At 61.2% G+C, this 19,064-nt stretch carries 15 protein-coding genes; 6 read left to right on the forward strand and 9 right to left on the reverse strand.

What is annotated here, in order from left to right:
* Positions 1–8: 8 nt before the first annotated feature.
* The 6 genes from AC09SL_RS21010 to AC09SL_RS21035 all read left to right on the forward strand — a co-directional run bounded on the left by AC09SL_RS21010 (position 9) and on the right by AC09SL_RS21035 (position 8,398).
* The gene (locus tag AC09SL_RS21010) at positions 9–305 is read left to right on the forward strand and encodes a hypothetical protein (RefSeq protein ID WP_058543500.1); all 297 of its coding nucleotides are present in this window, start codon (positions 9–11) and stop codon (positions 303–305) included.
* A 278-nt stretch (positions 306–583) separates the two neighbouring features.
* On the forward strand, positions 584–2,389 hold the full coding sequence (locus AC09SL_RS21015) for a phenylacyl-CoA dehydrogenase (RefSeq protein WP_058543499.1): 1,806 nt from the start codon (positions 584–586) through the stop codon (positions 2,387–2,389).
* A 328-nt stretch (positions 2,390–2,717) separates the two neighbouring features.
* The gene (locus AC09SL_RS21020; RefSeq protein ID WP_058543498.1) at positions 2,718–4,007 is read left to right on the forward strand and encodes a GGDEF domain-containing protein; all 1,290 of its coding nucleotides are present in this window, start codon (positions 2,718–2,720) and stop codon (positions 4,005–4,007) included.
* A gap of 91 nt (positions 4,008–4,098) precedes the next feature.
* A complete protein-coding gene (locus AC09SL_RS21025; RefSeq protein WP_058543497.1) occupies positions 4,099–5,895 on the forward strand; it encodes an acyl-CoA dehydrogenase C-terminal domain-containing protein in 1,797 nt (598 codons plus the stop codon).
* A 220-nt stretch (positions 5,896–6,115) separates the two neighbouring features.
* Positions 6,116–7,894, forward strand: coding sequence for an acyl-CoA dehydrogenase C-terminal domain-containing protein (locus AC09SL_RS21030; RefSeq protein WP_064106872.1), 1,779 nt, complete (start codon positions 6,116–6,118; stop codon positions 7,892–7,894).
* A gap of 345 nt (positions 7,895–8,239) precedes the next feature.
* Positions 8,240–8,398 (forward strand): YqaE/Pmp3 family membrane protein, encoded by a 159-nt coding sequence (locus AC09SL_RS21035; RefSeq protein ID WP_003177654.1) that lies wholly within the window; start codon positions 8,240–8,242, stop codon positions 8,396–8,398.
* Between the two features lie 169 nt (positions 8,399–8,567).
* Here AC09SL_RS21035 and AC09SL_RS21040 read toward each other — a convergent pair whose 3' ends face one another.
* The 9 genes from AC09SL_RS21040 to AC09SL_RS21080 all read right to left on the reverse strand — a co-directional run bounded on the left by AC09SL_RS21040 (position 8,568) and on the right by AC09SL_RS21080 (position 18,956).
* Positions 8,568–10,397 (reverse strand): S9 family peptidase, encoded by a 1,830-nt coding sequence (locus tag AC09SL_RS21040; RefSeq protein WP_058542868.1) that lies wholly within the window; start codon positions 10,395–10,397, stop codon positions 8,568–8,570.
* On the reverse strand, positions 10,363–11,532 hold the full coding sequence (gene pqqE, locus AC09SL_RS21045) for a pyrroloquinoline quinone biosynthesis protein PqqE (protein ID WP_058542867.1): 1,170 nt from the start codon (positions 11,530–11,532) through the stop codon (positions 10,363–10,365). Before pqqE ends, AC09SL_RS21040 begins: the two co-directional genes overlap by 35 nt.
* Positions 11,504–11,779, reverse strand: coding sequence for a pyrroloquinoline quinone biosynthesis peptide chaperone PqqD (pqqD, locus tag AC09SL_RS21050; protein WP_058542866.1), 276 nt, complete (start codon positions 11,777–11,779; stop codon positions 11,504–11,506). The genes pqqE and pqqD overlap by 29 nt, the downstream gene beginning before the upstream one ends.
* The gene (pqqC, locus tag AC09SL_RS21055; RefSeq protein ID WP_057449638.1) at positions 11,776–12,528 is read right to left on the reverse strand and encodes a pyrroloquinoline-quinone synthase PqqC; all 753 of its coding nucleotides are present in this window, start codon (positions 12,526–12,528) and stop codon (positions 11,776–11,778) included. The genes pqqD and pqqC overlap by 4 nt, the downstream gene beginning before the upstream one ends.
* Positions 12,529–12,740: 212 nt before the next feature.
* The gene (pqqB, locus tag AC09SL_RS21060) at positions 12,741–13,652 is read right to left on the reverse strand and encodes a pyrroloquinoline quinone biosynthesis protein PqqB (RefSeq protein WP_003206215.1); all 912 of its coding nucleotides are present in this window, start codon (positions 13,650–13,652) and stop codon (positions 12,741–12,743) included.
* Between the two features lie 80 nt (positions 13,653–13,732).
* Positions 13,733–13,807, reverse strand: a complete 75-nt coding sequence (gene pqqA / locus AC09SL_RS21065; protein WP_003177660.1) for a pyrroloquinoline quinone precursor peptide PqqA — start codon at positions 13,805–13,807, stop codon at positions 13,733–13,735.
* Positions 13,808–13,973: 166 nt separating this feature from the next.
* Positions 13,974–16,406: a pyrroloquinoline quinone biosynthesis protein PqqF gene (gene pqqF / locus AC09SL_RS21070; protein ID WP_058542865.1), complete on the reverse strand. Its 2,433-nt coding sequence runs from the start codon at positions 16,404–16,406 to the stop codon at positions 13,974–13,976.
* A 58-nt stretch (positions 16,407–16,464) separates the two neighbouring features.
* Positions 16,465–17,262 carry a carbon-nitrogen hydrolase family protein gene (locus AC09SL_RS21075; protein WP_058542864.1) on the reverse strand — a complete coding sequence of 266 codons (798 nt, stop codon included), beginning with the start codon at positions 17,260–17,262 and terminating at the stop codon, positions 16,465–16,467.
* An 11-nt stretch (positions 17,263–17,273) separates the two neighbouring features.
* Positions 17,274–18,956, reverse strand: coding sequence for a flavin monoamine oxidase family protein (locus AC09SL_RS21080; RefSeq protein WP_058542863.1), 1,683 nt, complete (start codon positions 18,954–18,956; stop codon positions 17,274–17,276).
* Positions 18,957–19,064: the final 108 nt, after the last annotated feature.

The following is a 19,064-nucleotide window of genomic DNA, read 5'->3' on the forward strand; positions in this document are numbered from 1 at the left end:
GCTCTGCTATGGAAATCTCAGGAAACACCGCGTTCTATGCCGGTCTGAGCACGATTCAGACGGGGCAGAACCGTGTCGATCAGGCGGCCGGCCAGATTGCCAACACCACGATCGAGCGTTCGGTCACCAGCCAGTCGTCTGAATTGCAGGTCGATCGCCTGCGTTCAGTGGATCGCAGCCAGCAGTCGGACACGGCCAGCAACATGGTCGAAATGGCCCAAGGCAAGTTCCAGGTGCAACTGGGCGTGAATGTCGCCAAGGCATCCGATGAAATGCTTGGTACGTTGATCGATACCTTCGCTTGATCCTGTGCTTCAGATTGTACGAAAACGCCGCGATTATTCGCGGCGTTCTTGTCTCTAACGTCTTATTGCTCAACTAATCTTTTCCTACGTGCATCGCTGAATTCTTCAGCGCGATGGATTTCCTGTGTCCGACATTTTTCTCTGGCTGATGACGAATGGCAAAAGATCGGCGCTTGACAAGATTTGGGCGTAAACGTATGTTTCAAACAACTGTTTGACCGCTACAACAAATTCACGCGGTCGCTCATTCCCGGTTATAACAGCAGAGGTTTATCGCTATGCCTGACTACAAGGCCCCCTTGCGTGATATTCGCTTCGTTCGTGACGAACTGCTTGGCTACGAAGCGCATTATCAAAGCCTTCCGGCTTGCCAGGACGCAACTCCGGACATGGTTGACGCCATTCTCGAAGAAGGCGCCAAGTTTTGTGAGCAGGTGCTGGCTCCGCTGAACCGCGTGGGCGACATCGAAGGTTGCACCTGGAGCGAGTCCGGCGTGAAAACCCCGACGGGTTTCAAGCAAGCCTACAAGCAATTCGTCGAAGGCGGCTGGCCAAGCCTGGCCCACGACGTCGAGCATGGTGGTCAAGGCCTGCCGGAGTCCCTGGGCCTGGCGGTCAGCGAGATGGTCGGTGAAGCCAACTGGTCGTGGGGCATGTACCCGGGCCTGTCCCATGGCGCGATGAACACGATTTCCGAGCACGGTACGCCCGAACAGCAAGAGGCCTACCTGACCAAGCTGGTTTCCGGTGAATGGACCGGCACCATGTGCCTGACCGAACCGCACTGCGGCACCGACCTGGGCATGCTGCGCACCAAGGCCGAGCCTCAGGCCGACGGTTCCTACAAGGTTTCCGGTACGAAGATCTTCATTTCGGCCGGCGAACACGACATGGCCGACAACATTGTCCACATTGTGCTGGCACGCCTGCCGGACGCACCAGCTGGCACCAAGGGCATCTCGCTGTTCATCGTTCCCAAGTTCCTGCCTAACGCCGACGGCTCCATCGGCCAGCGCAACGCGGTGAGCTGCGGTTCCCTGGAACACAAGATGGGCATCCACGGCAACGCCACTTGCGTGATGAACTTCGACGCGGCCACCGGTTTCCTGATCGGCCCGGCGAACAAAGGCCTGAACTGCATGTTCACCTTCATGAACACCGCACGCCTGGGTACCGCGCTGCAAGGCTTGGCCCACGCCGAGATCGGCTTCCAGGGTGGTCTGAAATATGCCCGCGATCGCCTGCAGATGCGTTCCCTGACTGGCCCGAAAGCGCCAGACAAGGCTGCCGATCCGATCATCGTCCACCCTGACGTGCGTCGCATGCTGCTGACCATGAAGGCTTTCGCCGAAGGTAACCGGGCGATGGTCTACTTCACCGCCAAGCAGGTCGACATCGTCAAGTACGGCGTGGATGAAGAAGAGAAGAAAAAGGCCGATGCGCTACTGGCGTTCATGACGCCGATCGCCAAGGCGTTCATGACTGAAGTCGGCTTCGAATCGGCCAACCATGGCGTGCAGATCTATGGCGGCCACGGCTTCATCGCCGAGTGGGGCATGGAGCAGAACGTTCGCGACAGCCGTATCTCGATGCTGTACGAAGGCACCACGGGCATCCAGGCCCTCGACCTGCTGGGCCGTAAAGTGCTGATGACCCAGGGCGAGGCACTCAAGGGCTTCACCAAGATCGTCCACAAGTTTTGCCAGGGCAACGAAGGCAACGAGGCGATCAAGGAGTTCGTAGAGCCCCTGGCTGCGCTGAACAAGGAGTGGGGCGAGCTGACCATGAAGGTCGGCATGGCGGCCATGAAGGATCGCGAAGAAGTCGGCGCAGCATCGGTGGATTACCTGATGTACTCCGGTTACGCCTGCCTGGCCTATTTCTGGGCCGACATGGCGCGCCTGGCGGCGGAAAAACTCGCTGCCGGCACCACTGAAGAAGCCTTCTACACCGCCAAGCTGCAGACCGCGCGCTTCTACTTCCAGCGCATCCTGCCGCGTACCCGTACCCACGTGGCAACCATGCTGTCGGGCGCCAACAACCTGATGGACATGAAGGAAGAGGACTTCGCGCTGGGCTACTAAGCCTCACGCGCTTCTTCTAAAAGCCGCTGCTTCTTCGGGAGCAGCGGCTTTTTCATGCCTGTCGCAAATCCCCTTGTGGGAGCGGGCCTGCTCGCGAAGGCGGCACATCCAACATCAATGCAAGCTGACCCACCGCTTTCGCGAGCAAGCCCGCACACAGCGGATCTCTAAATATTTCGAAAAAACATTCATCAAACAGAACCCTAAGAAAACATTCCCTCCTGCCGTTACAGGGATGGCAGTGTGACATCTGTCACATCTGGCGTGCCTTACTGCGCCAGTTGCAGGCACAATGCCATCTTTGATTAGCCGGGTCGGAGCTTTACCCTTGCCGCGTTCTTCCGCTGTACGTCTAAGCCATTTCCTACCGTCATTACTGCTATTGCTGGCGGGGCTTGCGGCTGCGTACGTCAAGGATCTCAACGTTTTCTTCACCTCGCTGTTCAACGTCCTGCCGACGCTGGTGTTATTGCTGGGCGGAGCGTATTGCGCCGTTTACCGACGTCAACGTGAGCTGTTTCTGATGGTCACGGTGTATATCGCCTACTTCCTCTTGGACACCCAGACTGACTTCTACCGCGATAACGGCAAGGTGCGCGAAGACGCGGCGGTGGTGTTCCATCTCGTTTGCCTGTTGCTGCCGCTGTTGTTCGGCTTGTTCGCGGCGTGGCAGGAGCGCACCCACCTGTTCCAGGACATGGTGGCGCGGTTCGCTGTGCTGCTGGTTTTCGGCAGTGTGGCGCTGGCCCTGGAGCAGCGCTTTCCCCAGGCCCTGCTGTTGTGGCTTTCGGAGATCCGCTGGCCGGCGTTGCACGGCGCCTGGATGAGCTTGATCCAATTGTCTTACCCGATGTTCGCAGCCGCATTCCTGTTGCTGGCCTGGCAATACTGGCGTCACCCTCGGCCATTGCATGCTGCGCAATTGGTGGGGTTGCTGGGGTTGTTCTGGATGTTGCCGAAAACCTTCATCCTGCCGTTCACCCTGAACATCATGTGCAGCCAGGTGATGTTGATGATCGCCGCCGCGGTCGCCCACGAGGCCTACCAAATGGCGTTCCGTGACGAACTCACCGGCCTGCCTGGGCGCCGGGCGTTGAATGAACGCATGCAGCGCCTGGGGCGCAATTATGTGTTGGCGATGAGCGATGTGGACCACTTCAAGAAATTCAACGACACCCACGGCCATGACGTGGGCGACCAGGTGCTGCGCCTGGTCGCCAGCAAATTGTCGAAGATCGGCGGTGGCGGTAGGGCGTATCGCTACGGCGGCGAGGAATTTGCCCTGGTGTTTGCAGGCAAGACCATCGACGAGTGCATGCCCCATCTGGAGGTCATCCGTCAGTCCATCGAAACGTATGCCATCCAGCTGCGCAATCCCGACAGCCGTCCCCAGGATGATCAACAAGGTCGTCAGCGTCGCTCCGGCGCAGGCGCCTCCAGCGTCTCGGTGACGGTCAGCATCGGCGTCGCGGAGCGCCTCGAGCAACGCACGCCTGAAGAAGTGCTCAAGTCCGCCGACCAGGCGCTTTATAACGCCAAGGGAGCGGGGCGCAACTGTGTGATTGCCTTCGGGCAGAACCGCCGCGGCGCGGTGCGCATGGAAGCCGCCGCGGGTTGAGTGATGACGGCGCATTCAGCGTCTGGACTGTTATTGTGGGCCTGGGTGGCCAGCAGTAGGTTGAAACGACCTGCTACCGGAGAAAACCACCATGCCCGAGTACAAAGCCCCCCTGCGCGACATGCGCTTTCTGATTGATCACGTCTTCGATTTCCATGGCCGCTACGCCGAGCTGGGCGCCAGCGATGCCAGCCCGGACATGATCAGCGCGATTCTCGAGGAAGGCGCCAGGTTCTGCGAGAACGTGCTGGCGCCGCTCAATCGCTCCGGTGATGAAGAAGGTTGCCATTTCGACAACGGCGTAGTCACCACACCGACAGGCTTCAAGCAGGCTTTCGCCCAGTATGTGGAGGGCGGCTGGCATGGGCTGGCGGCGGACCCGGCATATGGCGGCCAGGGCTTGCCCAGCTCCCTGGGCCTGGTCATCAGCGAGATGATCGGCTCCAGCAACACCTCCTGGGGCATGTACCCCGGCCTGACTCACGGCGCCATGTCGGCGATTCACGCCCATGGCACTGCAGAACAGAAGCAGACCTACCTGAGCAAACTCACCGCCGGCCAGTGGACCGGCACCATGTGCCTGACCGAAGCCCACTGCGGCACCGACCTGGGCATCATCAAGACCCGCGCTGTGCCCCAGGCCGACGGCAGCTACGCGATCTCTGGCAGCAAGATCTTCATTTCCGCCGGCGAACACGACATGAGCGATAACATCATCCACCTGGTGCTGGCCAAGTTGCCGGACGCCCCGGCCGGGACCAAGGGCATCTCGCTGTTCATCGTGCCCAAGTTCCTGCCCGACGCCACGGGTGAGGCAGGGGCGCGCAATGGCGTGTCCTGTGGCTCGATCGAACACAAGATGGGCATCAAGGCATCAGCCACCTGCGTGCTGAATTTCGACGGGGCCAAGGGGTTCCTGATCGGCGAGCCGAACAAGGGCCTCAATTGCATGTTCACCATGATGAACCACGCCCGGCTCGGCACCGGCATGCAGGGCCTGTGCCTGGGTGAGGCGAGCTTCCAGGGCGCGATCAAATATGCCAACGACCGTTTGCAGATGCGCGCGCTGACCGGCCCCAAGGCACCGGAAAAGGTCGCCGACCCGATCATTGTCCATCCCGATGTGCGCAGGATGTTGCTGACCATGAAAGCCTTCAACGAAGGCAACCGGGCGCTGACATATTTCACCGCGCAACTGCTGGACACCGCGCACCTGAGCCCGGACGAAACCGCCCGCCAGGAGGCCGAGGACCTGCTGGCGTTCCTCACCCCGATCTGCAAGGCCTTCATGACCGACACGGGGCTGGAGGTGACCAACCACGGCATGCAAGTGTTCGGTGGTCACGGCTTCATTCGCGAGTGGGGCATGGAGCAATTGGTGCGAGATTGCCGCATTGCGCCGATCTACGAGGGCACCAACGGCATCCAGGCCTTGGATCTACTGGGGCGCAAGGTGCTGGGCAGCCAAGGCAAGTTGCTGCGTGGCTTCACCAAAATCGTCCATGAATTTTGCGCTGCCAACGCTGGACATCCGCAGCTCAACGATTACGTCGCGCAACTCGACGGGCTCAACCAGCAATGGGGCGAACTGACCACCCGGGTCGGCATGGCGGCCATGAAGAACCCGGATGAAGTGGGTGCCGCCTCGGTGGATTACCTGATGTACAGCGGCTACATCATCCTGGCCTACCTGTGGCTGCGCATGGCCTTGGTGGCCCAGGCGCAACTCGACAGCGGCCAGGGTGATGGGGATTTTTGCCGGGGTAAATTGGCGACGTGTGAGTTTTACTTCAAGCGCCTGCTACCGCGCACGACCGCCCATCGGGCTGCCGTCGAGGCGGGGAGTGATTGTCTGATGAAGCTGCCGGCGGAGTTGTTTGCGCTTTGATTTAGAGGAAATGCCAATAGATCGCAGGCTTCGCCAGCTCCTACATGGAAATGCGTATTCCCTGTAGGAGCTGGCGAAGCCTGCGATCTTTCTTGGTGACCAAAAATAACAAAACGGTCATGGGTTGACCCTATGTGTCGCAAAAGTTGTTGAGGTACACTCAGGCCATTGCGAAAACCGTCTTTTACGAACCAACTGTTTAGATCCTGCGAGGTTTGCCATGGCTGACTACAAAGCGCCCCTGCGCGATATGCGCTTCGTCCTCAATGAAGTGTTCGAGGTGGCGAAACTCTGGGCCCAATTGCCGGCGCTGGCCGACACCGTGGATGCCGAAACGGTCGAAGCGATCCTTGAAGAAGCCGGTAAAGTCACCAGCAAAAGTATCGCGCCCCTCAGCCGCGCCGCTGACGAAGAAGGTTGCCACTGGGCTGACGGCGTTGTCACCACGCCGGCAGGTTTCCCACAGGCCTACAAGACTTACGCTGAGGGCGGTTGGGTCGGTGTCGGCGGTGACCCGGTATACGGCGGCATGGGCATGCCCAAGGCCGTTTCGGCTCAGGTCGAGGAAATGGTCAACTCCGCCAGCCTGTCTTTCGGCTTGTACCCGATGCTGACCGCCGGTGCCTGCCTGTCGATCAATGCCCACGCCAGTGAAGAGCTGAAAGCGGCGTACCTGCCGAACATGTACGCCGGCGTCTGGGCCGGTTCCATGTGCCTGACCGAGCCTCACGCCGGTACGGACCTAGGGATCATCCGCACCAAGGCCGAACCCCAGGCCGACGGGTCCTACAAGGTCAGCGGCACGAAGATTTTCATCACCGGCGGTGAGCACGACCTCACCGAGAACATCATTCACCTGGTGCTGGCGAAACTGCCGGACGCGCCGGCAGGTCCCAAGGGCATCTCGCTGTTCCTGGTGCCCAAGTTCATGGTCAATGCCGACGGCAGCCTGGGCGCGCGCAACGCGGCCAACTGCGGCTCGATCGAACACAAGATGGGCATCCAGGCGTCCGCCACCTGCGTGATGAACTTCGACGACGCCGTGGGTTACCTGGTGGGCGAGCCGAACAAAGGCCTGGCGGCGATGTTCACCATGATGAACTACGAGCGCCTGGGGGTTGGCATCCAAGGCCTGGCCTCCGGCGAGCGCTCCTATCAGAACGCCGTCGAATATGCCCGTGACCGCCTGCAAAGCCGTTCGCCAACCGGTGCGCAGAACAAGGACAAGGTCGCTGACCCGATCATCGTCCACCCCGACGTGCGTCGGATGCTGCTGACCATGAAGGCTTCGAACGAGGGCGGCCGGGCATTTTCCACCTACGTGGCGATGCAACTCGATACCGCCAAGTTCAGCGAAGACCCAGTCACCCGCAAGCGCGCCGAAGACTTGGTGGCGTTGCTGACGCCAGTGGCCAAGGCCTTCCTGACCGACCTGGGCCTGGAAACCACCGTCCATGGTCAACAGGTGTTCGGCGGCCACGGTTACATTCGTGAATGGGGCCAGGAGCAACTGGTGCGCGACGTGCGTATCACCCAGATCTACGAAGGCACCAACGGTATCCAGGCGCTGGACCTGGTGGGGCGCAAGATCGTCGGCAGCGGCGGTGCGTTCTACAAGTTGTTTGCTGATGAAATCCGTCACTTCACGGCCACCGCGAACAGCGACCTGGCGGAGTTCATCAAGCCATTGAACAGCGCTGTCGACACACTGGACGCGTTGACCGATTGGTTGCTGGACCGGGCGAAAAGCAACCCGAACGAAATCGGCGCGGCGTCGGTGGAGTATCTCCAGGCGTTTGGCTACACCGCGTATGCCTACATGTGGGCGCTGATGGCCAGGGCGGCCTTGGGCAAAGAAAGCCAGGATGATTTCTACGCGAGCAAACTGGGGACGGCGCGGTTCTATTTCGCCCGCCTGCTGCCGCGTATTCATTCCTTGAGCGCTTCGGTCAAGGCGGGCAGCGAGTCGCTGTTCCTGCTGGAAGCCGGCCAGTTCTGAAATCATGACGATGTGTAAGCATTCTCTTACACGTCGTGCTGGCGTTTTCCCTCTATCGGCGGATTGGATCCACGGCTAATCTAGCTTCCATGGATGTAGCGCAGGACGCGCAAAGTAACAACACGGATACGTAGGATTCTGCCAGGATGGCGGAGTGAAATGGATGTCAGGGAAACAGTCTGCAAAGCCCCGCTTCGGCGGGGTTTTCTTTTGCCTGCGTTTTTTGTTTCTTGCAGGCGCCCGCCATCGGGGCTGCTTCTGGTTACGTTTCACTGAACCCTGGCGAACGGCCTGGGGTCAATGAGCTATATGGCAATTTGGCCATCGTCGATCAGGGAGTCACCCATGGATTTCATTCGCATCATTATCGCCATCCTGCTGCCGCCACTCGGGGTATTCCTACAGGTCGGCTTCGGCGGGGCTTTCTGGCTGAATATCCTGCTGACGCTGCTGGGTTATATCCCTGGCATCGTGCATGCGGTGTACATCATCGCCAAGCGCTGAAGCTTTTGTTGTTGGACGTACCTGTGGCGAGGAAGCGCTCGCCCGCTGGCTGCGCAGCGGCCCTTTGAAGGTTGGACTCAATGAATCTGACACACCGCGGTGTCTGGTTTCAGGGCTGCTACGCAGCCCAGCGGGGATAAATCCCCTCGCCACAAATGTTCGCCACTTCCTATAGGCGCGCGTCCATCACCTTGCGATAGAACAACCACTCATGCTCCAGCGCATGGGCCTGGTTCGCAGCCTTGCGAAAACCGTGGCGCTCATCGGGATAGTAGTGCGCCTCGACCGCCACGCCGTTGGCCTGTAAAGCACTGACCATGTCGCGGGTTTGCTGCGGCACGACCACGGCGTCCAGCTCACCCTGGAAAAAGATCATCGGCACGCGGATGTTCCCGGCGTGCAGCAGCGGGGTGCGGGCGCGGTAGCGTTCGGCGTCCTGTTGCGGATCGCCGATCAGCCAGTCCAGATAATCACCTTCGAACTTGTGCGTGGCACGGCCGAGGGCGACAGGGTCGCTCACGCCATAGAGGCTGGCGCCGGCGCGGAATACATCATGGAATGCCAGTGCGCAAAGCGTCGTGTAGCCACCGGCACTGCCACCTCGAACGAACGCATGACGGCCGTCGATCAGGCCTTGTTCATCCAGATAAGCGACCACCGCGCAGGCATCCTCGACATCCACCACGCCCCAATTCAAATGCAACGCCTGCCGATAGGCCCGGCCATAGCCGCTGCTGCCGCGGTAATTGAGATCGGCAACGGCAAAACCACGCTGGGTCCAATACTGGATACGCGGATCGAACAGGGGATAACAGGCCGAGGTGGGGCCGCCGTGAATGAACACCACCAATGGCGGCTTCGCGGGTGCGTTCATGGCCGGGTAAAAGAACCCATGGGCCTCCCCTGACGCGGATGGATAGCGCAGGGTTCGAGGACGGCTGATCTGTTCGACGAGCAATGGCGTGACGCCGCCGGCCAGCACGGACACTTCGTGGCTATGGCGCTCAATGGCAATGACCGTCGATGGGTGGGTCGGCGAGGCTGCAACGGCGTAGATGAACCGCTCATCCAGCGCCAGGCTGCGAAAGCGGGTGTAGGGGCCGGTGAAGTCCTCATCGATATCGTCATCTTGGCACAGGCCCAGACGGCCGAAACCCGCTTCGGTCCAACTGGCCAGGTACGTGTGTTTGCCCAGCGGCAGCCAGGTGCAGCCACCCAGTTGCCATGGCGCTGGGGCGTGATCGGCTTGGGCGGCAGGCAGCGGTTGCAGGCCCTGGGCCGACTCTATCCAAGGCTGCCAATAACCCCCGCGATCTGTCAGGCAATAAAGACGACTGGCCGCATCGAAGCGCGGTTGCTGGATGGACTCTTCTTCACCGTTGCCCGCGACACAGCGCGGCTCACCCCAACCCGCAGCGTTGCGCTCGGCCAGCATCAAGCGCGTTGCGGTCCAGGGTTGATGCGGACGGCTCCACTCAATCCAGGCGAGCCGCTGACCGTCCGGGCTCACGGTTGGCGAAGCATAGAAATCTGCGCCTTCGGCCAGCAGATGCCGCTGATGATCCGCCAGCCCGATCGACACCAGTCGATGCTGGTTGGCCTGTTCTTCCACGGCCAATACCTGACCGTCGACGAAGCTCAGATCCCCATAACGGCAGTCACCTAAGGTCAGCGCTACGGGGCATTCGTCACTCAGGGATTGGTGGTACAGCTGCTGGTCGGCCTCATTGACGAACAGCACGCCGTCACGGCTCAGGCAGAATGATCCGCCGCCGTATTCATAGACCCGGCTGCGCGCGCTGAACCCGTCCGGCGTCAGGCAACGGGGCATGCCGTCTTGCCAATGCCAGATCCGGCAGGCGCCGTCTGCGGGGCGGTATTCATTCCAGAACAGGCCCAAAGGCCCGAGCTGCAGTTCGGCGAAGTCAGTGCCGGCGGCAACGGCCTGGGCGGCGCTGAAAGGCTCAGCCTTTAGCGATGAGGCGCGAGTTTCGTTCATTGCGAAAGGCCAATTGTTCGATGGTTTGCGTAGCGTGCTCGGCGTCTTCACGCGCTCTGAGAATCACCCCGTGATGTTCGGACTTGCTGCACACCGGGTCGGCGTTGCTGGCGTCGCCTGTGAGCATGAACGCCTGGCAGCGGCAGCCGCCGAAGTCTTTTTCCTTTTCATCGCAGGAGCGGCACGGTTCGCGCATCCAGTCATAACCGCGGAAGCGGTTGAAGCCGAACGAGTCGTACCAGATGTGCTGCATGCTGTGGTCGCGCACGTTGGGAAATTGCACCGGCAGCTGGCGGGCTCCATGACAGGGTAACGCCGTGCCGTCCGGCGTGACGGTGAGGAAAATACTGCCCCAACCGTTCATGCAGCCCTTGGGGCGTTCTTCATAGTAGTCCGGCGTGACGAAGATCAACTTGCACGGATTGCCTTGCGCTTGCAACTTGGCGCGGTATTCGTTGGTGACACGCTCGGCGCGTACCAGTTGCTCGCGGGTGGGCAGCAGGCCGACGCGGTTGAGCTGCGCCCAGCCGTAGAACTGGCACGTGGCGAGCTCGACAAAGTCGGCTTCCAGGGCGATGCATAGCTCGATGATGCGGTCGATCTTGTCGATGTTGTGCCGATGGGTCACGAAGTTCAGCACCATCGGATAACCGTGGGCCTTCACCGCCCGGGCCATTTCCAGTTTTTGCGCGAAGGCTTTCTTCGAGCCGGCCAGGAGGTTGTTCACCTGCTCGTCGCTGGCCTGGAAACTGATCTGGATATGGTCCAGGCCAGCCTTCTTGAAGTCGCTGATTTTCTGTTCGGTCAGGCCGATGCCGGAGGTGATCAGGTTGGTATAGAAGCCTAGCCTGCGTGCCTCGCCGATTAACTCGGCCAGGTCCTGGCGCACCAACGGCTCGCCACCGGAAAACCCCAGTTGCGCGGCACCCATCTCGCGGGCTTCGCGAAAGACCTTGAACCACTGCTCGGTGCTCAACTCCTGGCCCTGCTCGGCAAAGTCCAGCGGGTTGGAACAGTACGGGCATTGCAGCGGGCAGCGATAAGTCAGCTCCGCCAGCAACCACAGCGGCAAGCCGACTTCAGGTTTGGGCGGCAGGCCAGGGGTCTCAGGCAAGTTCGATCCAGTGCTGTGCACGAGCGACCTCCATGAATTGCTCGATGTCGTCATCGAGTTCCGGCACGTCGGGAAACTGCTTGGCCAACTCGCCGATGATGGCCGCTACATCCCGTTTACCATCGATCAGGCCACCGATCAGCGCAGCGCTGTCGTTCAGCTTGATCATGCCTTCAGGATAGAGCAGCACGTGGCCTTTCTGGGCCGGTTCGTACTGGAAGCGATAGCCGGGGCGCCAGTTCGGGGTTTTGCTGCGGTCGAAACTCATAAGGTGATCCCTTTGTGCCACACCCGTTGCTCGGTCACGCTGTGGTAAGGCGGGCGGTTCAATTCGTAGGCCATGCTCATGGCGTCGAGCATGCTCCAGAGGATGTCCAGCTTGAACTGGAGAATCTCCAGCATGCGCTCCTGCCCGGCACGGGTGGTGTAGTGCTGCAAGGTGATCGCCAAGCCATGTTCCACATCACGTCGGGCCTGGCCCAGGCGGGTGCGGAAGTACTCATAGCCGGTCGGGTCGATCCATGGGTAATGCTGGGGCCAACTGTCCAGGCGCGATTGGTGGATCTGCGGGGCGAACAGTTCGGTCAGCGAGCTGCTGGCGGCTTCCTGCCAGCAGGCCCGGCGGGCGAAGTTGACGTAGGCGTCCACGGCGAAACGCACACCTGGCAGTACCAGCTCCTGGGAGCGCAGTTGATCGGGGTCCAGCCCCACGGCCTGGCCCAGTCGCAGCCAGGCCTCGATGCCGCCATCTTCGCCGGGAGCGCCGTCATGGTCGAGCAAGCGCTGGATCCACTCGCGGCGGATCTCCCGGTCCGGGCAGTTGGCCAGGATCGCGGCGTCCTTGAGCGGGATATTCACCTGGTAGTAAAAGCGGTTCGCGACCCAGCCCTGGATCTGCTCGCGAGTCGCGCGGCCTTCATACATCGCCACATGATACGGGTGATGGATGTGGTAATACGCACCCTTGGCACGCAGGGCGGCTTCGAACTCGGCGGGGGACAGGGGGGTGTCAGTCATTTGGGTTCTCCGGGAAATGCCCGTGGGTTTTGTGGCGTCAGGGCTGGCCCCATCGCGAGCGAGCTCGCTCCCACACTGGTTTTGCTGTGAATCAGGTATCCAATGCGACTCGAACTACTGTGGGAGCGAGCTTGCTCGCGATGAGGCCAGTCCAGCCAGCATCGACTAGGCTGATGCACCGCAGGCTCACCCCCACAATCGTTCCGCCCTTCCTACAACTCAATACTCATTCCGTCGTAAGACACTTCAATCTTTCGACGTACAAGCTCAGCCCGTTCAGGCGAATCTTCGTCCAGGATCGGGTTGGTGTTGTTGATATGGATAAGGACCTTGCGCGGCCCAGGCACTTGTTCCAGCACTTCCAGCATGCCGCCGGGGCCATTCTGGGCCAGGTGGCCCATTTCCCGGCCGGTGCGGGTGCCGACGCCACGGCGCTGCATTTCATCGTCGTCCCACATCGTACCGTCCACCAACAGGCAATCGCTGCCGGCCATGATCTCCAACAACGACTCGTCGACCTTGCCCAGGCCTGGGGCATAGAACAGCTTGCCACCTGTACGCAGGTCTTCGACGATCAGCCCGATGTTGTCGCCCGGGTGCGGGTCGAAGCGATGCGGTGAGTAGGGTGGCGCGGCGCTGCGCAGGGGCAGCGGGGTGAAGCGCAGGTTCGGGCAGGCGGCGATGGTGAAGCTCTGGTCGAGCTCGATGCGATTCCAGCTCAACCCGCCGTTCCAGTGGGTCAGCATGTTGAACAGCGGAAAGCCGGTGCTCAGGTCTTCATGGACCATGTCGGTGCACCAGACTTGATGTGGGCAACCTTCGCGCAGGCTGAGCAGGCCGGTGGTGTGGTCGATCTGGCTGTCCATCAGAATGATCGCGCCAATGCCGGTGTCACGCAGGGCCCGGCCGGGCTGCATCGGGGCGAACGCCTGGAGCTGGGCGCGAATGTCCGGAGAGGCGTTGCACAACACCCAGTTCACACCGTCATCGGACAGGGCGATGGACGATTGGGTGCGCGCCTGGGCCCGCAGGCTGCCGTCGCGAAAACCTGCGCAATTGGCGCAGTTGCAGTTCCACTGGGGGAAACCGCCACCGGCGGCAGAACCTAGAATCTGGACGAACATGGCTGCTCCATCTGCAAACCGAAATAAAAACGCCTCGGCTGACCGAGGCGTAGTGCTGCGTGCTTAACCGCCTGCAGCATTCAACGGCTGGCGAAGTACATGGTGACTTCGAAACCGATACGCAGGTCGATATATGCGGGTTTGGACCAGGACATGGGAATACTCCTTTGGGATGCTTTCGTTAGACAGAACGGTTGAGACCTATACATATAGTCCACCTCCGTTCGGAGATGTTCAGATGCTTAGGCGCCTATGTTACTAAATCTGACCTATTCGTTCGCCGCGATTCTCGAAGAAAGCTCATTACAGCGTCTGCAATGATCACTGCGCCGCTTGCCAGCGTCCTCCCGGGCAGGTTCCGTTGCTCAGGCAATGCCATCGCCCTTCAGCCTCGAGCAGACGTTGGGCGGCCATTTTTAGCTGCGTGCGATCCAGGCACGCGATGGCAGCGGACAGTTGCTCAAGATAATCCGACGGGTGGCCGGCCAGCTTGCCCTGCCAAAGCAGCTCGGCGGCTTGGGCGCAGGGCAGGGCGGTGCTCTGGAGTTGGGCGGCGAGCGCTTGTTGCTGGCCAGTCAGGGATAAATCATCGAGCTGCTCGATCAATGCCGGTAACCCGGCCAGGAATTGTTCGATATGGGCGCTCAGTTGCGTGGCCGAGAGGCTGGGCGATTGGACGCCGAACAACACCCCGGTTTGTCCATCGATCTGCTTCAATCCACTGAACACCGCATAACCCAACTGCAACTCGACGCGCAGGCGCTGGTAGAACGGTGTCTGACACAGCTGCGCCAGCAACCGCCAGGCGGCTTCGTCGGCCAGTGCCGGAGTGGCTGTCGGGCAAAACAGCAACACGGCCGGTTCTTCGCCGTGAGTCTGGAGCGTATGCCAGAGGCACTGCCCGCCAGGTGCCGCTGCCAGGTTGACGTCCTCGTCGGCGATGCCTGGCACCCGGGCCAACGCAGGGCCCAGCGCTCCTTGGGTGGCCGTCGACAGACCGATGGCCAACCCGTCCCATCGGGCCGTTGTCCACACATGTTGATCGCTGTCGGGCATTGGCAACGTTGACGATTGCCGGCAGTGATTCGGCAAGGCCTTCAGCAGGTGTCGAATCGGCATCAGCGGAGTTTCATGATCGGCCTGGACCATTGGCAGCGGTTGCGCAAGCTTCGTCAGAACGTGTTCGAGTACCAATGGTATCGGCGCCTGTAAACCGACCAGTTTCAGTAGCCATTGATGACCGGAGGGCTCGAAGCTGACGTCCACACCGGCCTGGCGAGCATCCTCGCGCACATCCTGCAGGTGCCGGTCGAGCCTGGGTTGAAAGTCGAGCGGTGCCTGGGTCGTCAATTGCCAGCGCAGGTACACCGCGCCTTCACGACCGTTGTCTGGCAGCGCCTGGCTGAACTGCATGGGCGAACGTTCCCGGCGCCCCCGGGAGCGGTCCTGGGCGAAAGTTCGTAAACCGCGGTGGGCACTGGTCTGGCCGCGTATCAGGCCGGCGCGTGGCGCTTCGCTTGGCGTTTGCAGAAACGGATTGGGCGCGGGCAGTTGCCATTCTTGCGTGACGTTGTCGACGGGGTGCAGCTGCTTGAGGATTTCCCTGAGCCTCATGAGGTCTTTTGCCAGCAGCGGCCCGTCACGCCCTTCACAATCCCAGCGGGCCAACTGCAAGGCCGATCCTGTCTCCTGCCGGCGCTGCAACAGTGCGGTGAACTCCTGGCGCAACGGCGCCCAGTCGGCCTGGGCGGCAATGAACCCCAGCCAGTCGAGCAGCAACGGTAGGATCTGCTCTGCTGCCAGAGCGTTGGCGTGCTTGAGTTCGAGGTGCAGCAGCGCTTGCCCGGCAAATTCATACAGCGGCGTGGCCTTGAGGCTGTCAGCCAGGCCGCGCTGACGCAGCGTGGCGAGCAGGCCACCCGGTTTGCTGGAGTTCAGCCACGTACAGAGAAAATCCAGGGCTTGAGGCGAGGCAGCGGGCAAATCTTCAAAGGCGAACAGCAGATCAAGGCCACCCGCGCGGGTCTGTTGATAACTCGTCTGGGACGACGCCATCAGCCTTGGCGGTGCGGGCCTGGCAACCGCTTCACCGGCCGGTATGTGGCTGTCGAACTGTTCTGCCAGCGCTTTCAAGGCGTCGATGCTTTGCGGGCCGGCCAGGCTCAGGGTCATCTGGCCGCTCTGGTAAAAGCAGCGATAGAAGTCGTGCAATGCGCTTTGGAATTCGGTTTGCGTCACCGCGAGGCTGTCGCGATTGCCGGCATGAAAACCCCGCAGTGGATGGGTCGCCGACAGGCCATCATGCAAGGCGAGCTGTCGCTGGGCTGCAGCATCCTGGGACCAGGCAATGAACTCGGCATGCAGCACTTCCCGTTCGCGCACTTGATCGGCTTCATCCAGGCGCGGGTGGGCGAGCATGTCCCCCAGTCGTTCCAGTCCGTCGGCGAAGGTTGCGGGCGGCAACTCGACGAAAAAGTCCGTGGTGCGTTCGCTGGTACGCGCATTGACCTGGCCGCCATGGCGCTGCACGTAGGCCATCAGGTTCTCCCCAGTGGGAAAACGCTCGGTGCCGAGGAAGAACAGATGTTCGAGCAAGTGCGCCATTCCCGGCCAGGCCAGGGGCGCATCATGGCTGCCAGCCGCGACTCGCAGTACTGCAGCGCTGCGCTTGAGGCCTGGGACGTGACGCAATGTCACCCGCAAGCCGTTGGCCAGGGTTTCAGTGTGGGGGCGGAGGGAGTCGGGGGCCGGCATGAGCGCTTCCAGAACAAAGATGCGCTCATGCTAGCGGATTAGGCCGCGTTCTCAATCCTCAATCAATGTTTGTCAGGTCGTCGTAAAGCTCGGGGCGACGATCATGCAGGTAGTTGTAGGCCGCGCGGGAGTCGTCCATCAGTTGTCGATCCAGTTCTCCGACGATCAAGGCCTCATCCAGCCCCGCAAGGGCCGGGCGGCTGCCATTCGGGGCGGCGATGCTGCTTTGGCCGCAATACTGCAGTTCACCTTCGTGGCCGCAGTAGTTGGCGTACGCCACGAAACACTGGTTCTCGATGGCCCGGGCGCGCACGGTGACGTCGGCGATGAACTCGTAGGGTTGCATATTGGCGGTCGGCACCAGGATCAGCTCGGCGCCGGCCAGGGCCAGGCGTCGGGCATTTTCCGGGAACTCCAGGTCATAGCAAATCAGGAAGCCGAGCTTCCAGCCATTGAGCTCCACGATGGGCAATGCGTCGTCGCCAGCGCTGAACATGGCGTGATCGAGATCGCCGAAAAGGTGGCTCTTGCGGTAGTTGGCCAGACGCTCGCCCCGGGCGTCGATCAGCTGCACGGCGTTGTAGATCTGCCCGTCTTCGCTGCGTTCAGGGTAGCCATAAACAATCGCCAGGCCGGCCGTCTTGGCAATGCGGGCGATCTGTTGCGCCCACTCGCCGTTGTAGACCTCGGCCAATACATTCACCGCGTCGACGCCGATGTTGTAGCCGGTCATGAACATCTCCGGCAGCACCAGCACATCGGCGCCCCTGGCTTCCCCCGCCACCTGGTGCAGGCGTTGCAGGTTGCCGGCCGGATCCAGTGGCAGCGGCGGGCATTGGTAGAGGGCTACACGCATCAAAAACTCCTTTATTCGGGCAGGGCGATCGGACCGATCTCGTGGAACACATCACCTGGACCCGGGTTCTCGGTGTGAGTTTCACCGTCGAAGTGCTTCATGATGCCCCATACGGCATTGAGGGAGGTCTGTACCGCGCCTTCGACCCAGGCCGGTGTCCATGAGACGTCATCACCGGCGATAAAGATCCCGCGTTGTTCGGCTGGCATGTCGTCCTGCATGAAATGCGCATACATGCGCTGGTTGTAGCGATAGTGGCCGGGCAGGGCGCCCTTGAAGGCGCCGAGGAAATGCGGGTCGGCTTCCCAGGACACGGTGATCGGATCGCCGATGATCCGTGCGGCGATGTCCACCTTGGGGTAGATCTTCTTCAGGGCATCGAGGGCCAGCTTCACGCGCTTTTCCACTGGATGCGGCAGCATTTTCAGCGCGTCGCTCATCCAGGAATACGACAGGCAAATCACCCCTGGCTTGTCGTCCCCGTTGTCGAACAGATAGGTGCCGCGGGTAAGACGGTCGGTCAGGGTCATGCTCATCAGGTCGCGGCCGGTCTCCGGGTCCTTGTCCTTCCAGAATGGCCGGTCGACCATCACGAAGGTCTTCGACGATTGCATGTAGCGGGTGCGGTCCAGGGCCATCCACATTTTTTGCGAGAACAGCGTTTCTTCACATTCGATCTGGGTGGTCAGCAGCCAGCTCTGGCAGGTGACCAGCACGGCGGCGTACTCGCGGGTGTTATCCCAGACGTCGGTCACGCTGAACCGGCCATCAGTCGCGCGGGCAATGCGTTTCACGCCGCTGCGCGGGGCACCCAGGTGCAGCGAATTCAGGCTGGTACCTTCTGGCCAGTGCACGCAGCGCTCCGGCACATGGTTCCAGATGCCGTGGGGCACCTGCTCGACGCCGCCGACCACCAGGTGCTGGTGGTCGTCGCAGTTGGTCATCACCACACGGAAGATTTCCAGCATGGAGTTGGGGAAGTCCGAATCCCAGCCGCCCGTGCCGAAACCGACCTGGCCGAACACTTCGCGGTGCTGGAAAGAGAGCTTGGCAAAGGCCTTGGAGGTGGCGACGAAGTCGTAGAAGGTGCGGTCGTCCCACAGTGGCACCAGGGTGTTCCACAGCGCCTTGAGGCGTGGCACGTCGCGGTCACGGATTGCCTGCTGGATGTCGCCGAAGCGCGAACCATCCTCCAGCGCATCGGCCCAGGCGTCGGCGACTTCCTGGAACAGTGCGGGGAGATCCGCCAATTTCTGTGCGTAGTAGGTCTGGCCTTCCAGGTCGATGACCGTGCTGCCGGACGCCGGGGTCAGTGGGTTGGGGAACGGTTTGGTCTCCAGGCCCAGCTTGTCGACGTAATGGTAGAACGCAGTGGACGACACCGGAAAGCGCATGCCGCCCAGCTCGGCGATCACGCCTTCGGCGCCATTGAACGCTTGTGAACGCAGGCGCCCACCCATTTTCGACGCTTCGTAGACCACGGGCTTGAGACCCAGCTTCATCAGCTCGTACGCCGCCACCAGGCCAGCGATCCCGGCCCCGACAATCGCCACTTCCGCACCGTGGTTGTGAGCGGGAATACTGCCCAGGCCAGCCGGATGCTCGATCCAGTCGTCAAAGGCGAAAGGAAAGTCCGGCCCGAAAATGGTGATGGGCTTCTTACCGTCTGCTGGGTGGCGATTGTTCTTGTTCATGGCTGACCTTGATGGGCGACTCGACGCGGTGTTCGCGTCTGAGTATAGGAAAGATGCCAGCCATTCTAGGGAGGGTGGAACACGTTAATAAGACACAATGTGTCGTCG

Source organism: Pseudomonas sp. PF05 (assembly GCF_056521845.1).